This window comes from Streptomyces sp. YS-3 (assembly GCF_045257485.1).
Lineage (GTDB): Bacteria > Actinomycetota > Actinomycetes > Streptomycetales > Streptomycetaceae > Streptomyces.
Map to the genome: position 1 here is coordinate 1 of NZ_JBJHPC010000534.1, position 4926 is coordinate 4926.

The 4926-nt window shown below is 74.2% G+C and carries 5 protein-coding genes; 1 reads left to right on the top strand and 4 read right to left on the bottom strand.

What is annotated here, in order from left to right:
* A partial coding sequence (locus ACJA3G_RS30000) for an MFS transporter (RefSeq protein ID WP_406556184.1) occupies positions 1–1372 on the top strand: 1372 nt, incomplete at its 5' end.
* A gap of 1 nt (position 1373) precedes the next feature.
* Here ACJA3G_RS30000 and ACJA3G_RS30005 read toward each other — a convergent pair.
* From ACJA3G_RS30005 to ACJA3G_RS30020, 4 genes are read right to left on the bottom strand one after another with little or no spacing between them, the layout of a single operon-like run.
* The gene (locus ACJA3G_RS30005; RefSeq protein WP_406556185.1) at positions 1374–1979 is read right to left on the bottom strand and encodes a response regulator; all 606 of its coding nucleotides are present in this window, start codon (positions 1977–1979) and stop codon (positions 1374–1376) included.
* A gap of 25 nt (positions 1980–2004) precedes the next feature.
* Positions 2005–3228, bottom strand: a complete 1224-nt coding sequence (locus tag ACJA3G_RS30010; protein WP_406556187.1) for a sensor histidine kinase — start codon at positions 3226–3228, stop codon at positions 2005–2007.
* Positions 3229–3281: 53 nt separating this feature from the next.
* A complete protein-coding gene (locus ACJA3G_RS30015) occupies positions 3282–4007 on the bottom strand; it encodes an ABC transporter permease (protein ID WP_406556186.1) in 726 nt (241 codons plus the stop codon).
* Positions 4007–4903: an ABC transporter ATP-binding protein gene (locus ACJA3G_RS30020; protein WP_406556188.1), complete on the bottom strand. Its 897-nt coding sequence runs from the start codon at positions 4901–4903 to the stop codon at positions 4007–4009. The genes ACJA3G_RS30015 and ACJA3G_RS30020 overlap by 1 nt, the downstream gene beginning before the upstream one ends.
* Positions 4904–4926: the final 23 nt, after the last annotated feature.

Genomic DNA, 4926 nt, shown 5'->3' on the forward strand with positions numbered 1-4926 from the left:
CCCCTGGCTCGTCCTCCTCGCCGCCTGTGCCGGGCAGTTCCTCGTCGTCCTCGACGTCTCCGTCGTCAACGTGGCCCTCCCCTCGATGCGGACCGGGCTCGGCATGAGCCCGACCGGGCTGCAGTGGGTCGTCAACGCCTACTCCATCGCGTACGCCGGGTTCATGCTCCTGGGCGGACGCGCCGGAGACCTCTTCGGACGCAAGCGCATGTTCCTCGTCGGACTCGCGCTGTTCACCGGCGCCAGCCTGGCCGGCGGACTCGCCCAGGAAGGGTGGCAGCTGCTGGTCGCCCGGGGCGTGCAGGGGCTCGGCGCCGCCGTGCTCGCACCCTCCACGCTCACCATCCTGACCGCCGCCGTCCCCGAGGGCGCGGCCCGTACCAGGGCCATAGGGACCTGGGCGGCGGTCGGCGCGGGCGGCGGCGCGGCGGGCGGACTGGTCGGCGGGGTGCTCACCGACACCCTGTCGTGGCGCTGGGTGCTGCTCATCAACGTGCCCGTCGGCGCCCTCGTCCTCACCGGCGCCGCCCTGTGGATCACGGAGAGCCGCGCCGCCACCCGCGACCGCCTGGACCTGCCCGGCGCGGTCGCGGTCACCGGCGGGCTCGCCGTCCTGGCGTACGGCATCGTGCAGACCGAACAGTCCGGCTGGAGCGCGCCGCAGACGCTCGCCCCGCTGCTCGGCGGGCTCGCGCTGCTGGGGGCGTTCCTCGCCGTCGAGGCGCGCGCGGCGGCGCCGCTGATGCCGCTGCGGCTACTGCGCATCCGGGCGGTGTCGTCCGCCAACGTCGTGATGTTCGCCTGCGGCTCGGCCACCTTCTGCACCTGGTACTTCATGACCCTGTACGCGCAGAACGTCCTCGGCTACACCCCGCTGGGCGCCGGACTCGCCCTCATCCCCAGCTCCCTGAGCATCGTCCTCGGGGCCAAGATCGCACCCCGGCTGATGCCGGTGACCGGGACCCGCAACCTCACCGTCCTCGGTGTGCTGATCGCCGCCGCCGGCTTCGGCTGGCAGTCCACGATGCACGCGCACGACCCGTACTGGATGTCCATCCTGGTGCCCGGCACGCTGATGATGACCGGCGCGGGCCTGGCCACCACGCCGCTCGCCTCGCTCGCCACCTCCGGCGCCGCGCCGGGCGAGGCGGGGCTGGTGTCGGGGCTCATCAACACCTCCCGCACCATGGGCGGCGCGCTCGGCCTGGCCGTCCTGTCGACCGTCGCCACCGCCCGTACCGGCGACACTCCGACCCCCGAAGCGCTCACCGACGGCTACGCGCTCGCCTTCCGCACCGGCGGCTTCGTGCTGCTCGCCAGCACCGTGGTCGCGCTGGTGTGGCTGCCCAGGGCGACGGCGCCGAGGAAGTGACTCAGAGCCAGCCCTGCTGCCGCGCCGCCCGTACCGCCTCCATGCGGTTGCGGGTGCCGGTCTTGCCGATCGCCGACGAGGAGTAGTTGCGCACCGTCGACTCCGACAGGTGCAGCCTGCCCGCGATGTCGGCCACGGTCGCGCCGTCCACCGACGCGTTCAGCACGTCCCGCTCCCGCGCGGTCAGCGGGCTGGCGCCCGCGCTCAGCGCCGCCGCGGCCAGCGCCGGGTCGATCACCGTCTCGCCGCGCAGCACCCGCCGGACCGCCTCGGCCAGGTCCTCCACCGGCCCGTCCTTCACCAGGAACCCCGCCGCGCCCGCCTCCATCGCGCGCCGCAGATACCCGGGCCGCCCGAACGTGGTGAGGATCAGCACCCGGCAGTCCGGGCACTCCTCGCGCAGGTCGGCCGCCGCGTCCAGACCGCTGCGGCCGGGCAGTTCGATGTCGAGGAGGGCGACGTCGGGGCGGGCGGTGAGCGCGGTGGACACGATCTCGTCGCCCGCCGACACCTGGGCGACCACCTCGATGTCCTCCTCCAGGCCGAGCAGCAGGGCCAGCGCGCCCCGCATCATGCCCTGGTCCTCGGCGAGCAGGACTCTGATCATGCCGTTCTCCCCATCGTGCGGGCCGTCATCCGTGTACGGCCCCGTGTTCCGTCCCCAGCCCCAGCTCGGCTTCGAGCGCGGCGTCGGCCGGGTCGACCGGGAGCTCGGCGCTCACCTGGAAGCCGCCGCGCGGCCCGCGGCCCGCGTCGAGTGAGCCGCCGGCCGCCGCCAGGCGTTCGGTGAGACCCTTCAGACCCGTGCCGCCGATCCGGGAGCCGGGGGCCGCGGGCTGTACGGATGGTACGCCGTGCCCGTCATCGGTGATCTTCAGCCGTACCCGCTCGGGCGCGCCGTCGACCACGATCTCGCAGCGGGTCGCGCCGCTGTGCCGTACGACGTTGGTGACCGCCTCCCGCACCACCCAGCCGAGCAGCGCCTCCACCTGCGAGGGCAGCGGCGGCCCCGACAGGCGCACCACCGGCTCGACTTCGGCGGCGAGCAGCGCCGAGCGGGCCCGGTCCAGCTCGGTGCCGAGGCTGCCCTCGCGGTAGCCGGTGACGGCCTCGCGGATCTCGGTGAGCGCCTGGCGGCCGACCGCCTCGATGTCGGCGACCTGGCCCAGCGCGGCGTCCAGGTCGCGCGGGGCGAGGCGGCGGGCCGCCTCCGACTTCACCACGATCACCGACAGCGTGTGGCCGAGCAGGTCGTGCAGGTCGCGGGAGAAGCGCAGCCGCTCCTTCTCCACGGCGGTACGGGCCAGCTCCTGGCGGGTGTCGCGCAGTTCGCGCACGGTCTGGGAGAGCGAGAGGACCGCCGCCGTGACCATGCCGGAGAGGAACGTGCCGTACGCGATGGTCACGTTGTCCCACACCTCCCCGGCCTCCATGCCCGAGATGGCGCCCGCCGAGGACGCCAGCACCATGACCGCGAGACCCAGCTTCCGTTCCCGCAGCACCGCGCCGCAGGCCAGCGAGAGCAGCGGGAAGAAGAACAGCCAGGTGCCGCCGTAGGAGATGGCCAGGCCGTAGGTGATCGCGGCCATCGCGGCCAGGGCGGCGAGCGTGGAGCGGCTCTCCCGCTTCTCCTTGACGAAGGCGCGGAAGGCGACCGTGACGTAGAGCGAGTTGAAGGCCAGCAGACCGGTGCCGCCGATCCACGGGTCCGGGGTCGTGCCCTCGACCAGGCTGGAGAACGCGCCCAGGCCCATCAGCAGCCAGGGCAGCAGCGTGTACGCGCTGGCCGGGGGGCCGGGGAGGTCGGCGTCGCGGTCGCAGCCCTTCTTCGCCCGCGCGTCGGCCACCGCCTTCACCGGGTCCTTCGGCAGAAGTCGTGCCACAGTCTCGTTCTCCCCGTTCATCGTGCTCACACCGTCCTCGCGGACCGTCGGTAGGAGATCACGGCGTACGAGCCGAACGCCAGCAGCCAGCCGCCGAGCACCGCGACCGTCCCCGCCCCGGGGGCCGAGCCGTTCGAGACGGCCCAGCCGAGGTCACCGAAGCGGTGCGCCGGGGTGTACGCGGCGACGGAGGCGAGCCAGTGGGGGAACGAGGAGAGCGGGAACCACAGTCCGCCGACCACCGCGAGCCCCATCAGGCACGCCACATTGACCACGCCCATGGCCTGCGGGCTCAGCCGGTAGCCGTTGCCGAGGCCCAGCAGGGTGAAGGGGAGCGCCCCGGCCCACAGCAGCAGCGCGAGCGCCGCCCACTGCCAGGCGGCCAGCCGTACGCCGTTGACCAGCGCGCCCGCCGCGAGCACCGCCAGGACCGCCGGCAGCACGGTCGCGGAGCCGCTGACCGCGCGGCCCGCCACCACCTGGGACGGCGTCAGCGGGGTGATCCGCAACTGGCGCAGCCAGCCCGCGCTCCGGTCGGAGGCGACGGCGCCGCCCGCGTTGAGGGACGCGCCGAGCGCGCCGTACGCGGCCATGCCGACCATCGAGGCGACCTTCCAGTCGGCCGAATCGCCGTCCCCCGAGCCGATGTTGGTGAAGAGCAGATACATGAGCACCGGCATCCCGATGCCGAAGAGGACGAAGGAGGCGTCGCGGAAGGTGCGGCGGATTTCGAGGATGACGTAGCCGAGCATCAGACGGTCTCGCTCTCGCGGGTGGAGCCGACGGTGGAGGTGAGGGAGAGGAACGCGTCCTCCAGGCTGGCCGGGGCGACTTCCAGGCCCCGGACCGCGCCGAGCCGGGCGAGCTCCATGACCGTGGCATCGGAGTCGTCGGTGCGCAGCCGGGCGCGGTCGCCGCGCACCTCGACCGAGACGACGCCCGGCAGCGCGGACAGGCCGGCGCTGGGGCCGCCCGCCAGATCGAAGGAGACCAGGCTGCCGCCGGCCGCGCGCTTGATGCGCTCGCCGGGGCCGTCGGCGACGACCCGGCCGTGGTCCACGACCACGATCCGGTCGGCGTTGGCGTCCGCCTCCTCCAGGTAGTGGGTGGAGAACAGCACGGTGTTGCCCCGGCGCGCGTAGGTGCGCATCGCGTCCCAGAAGGCGCGGCGCGCCTCGACGTCGAGCGCGGCGGTCGGCTCGTCCAGGACCAGCAGCGCGGGCGCCCCCGCGACGGCCACCGCGAACCGGACGCGCTGGGCCTGGCCGCCGGAGAGCTTGTCGACGCGGCGGTCCGCGAACTCGGTGAGCCCGGCGAGCGCGAGGGCCTCGTCGACGGGCATCGGCTCCGGATAGGTCGAGCCGACGAACGCGACGAGCTCGCGGACGGTGACGCGGGGGATGGGCTGCCCCTCCTGAAGCATCGCGCCCACGAGCCCGGCCCGCACCGCCCGCTCGGGCGTCCGCCCGAAGAGCCGCACCTCACCCGCGTCCGGCTCGTCGAGACCGAGCAGGAGGCCGATGGTGGTGGACTTGCCGGCGCCGTTGCGGCCGAGCAGCGCGACGGTCTCGCCGCGGGCGATACCGAGATCGATGCCGTCGACGGCCCGTACGTGGGCGTAGGCCTTGGCCACGGCGGTGAAGCGGATGGCGGCGGGGTCGGGGTCGGGGT

Excerpts from the sequence above, each read along its gene's own strand:
- ACJA3G_RS30005 (WP_406556185.1), bottom strand. The coding sequence starts at position 1,979 with ATGATCAGAGTCCTGCTCGCCGAGGACCAGGGCATGATGCGGGGCGCG.
- ACJA3G_RS30015 (WP_406556186.1), bottom strand. The coding sequence starts at position 4,007 with ATGCTCGGCTACGTCATCCTCGAAATCCGCCGCACCTTCCGCGACGCC.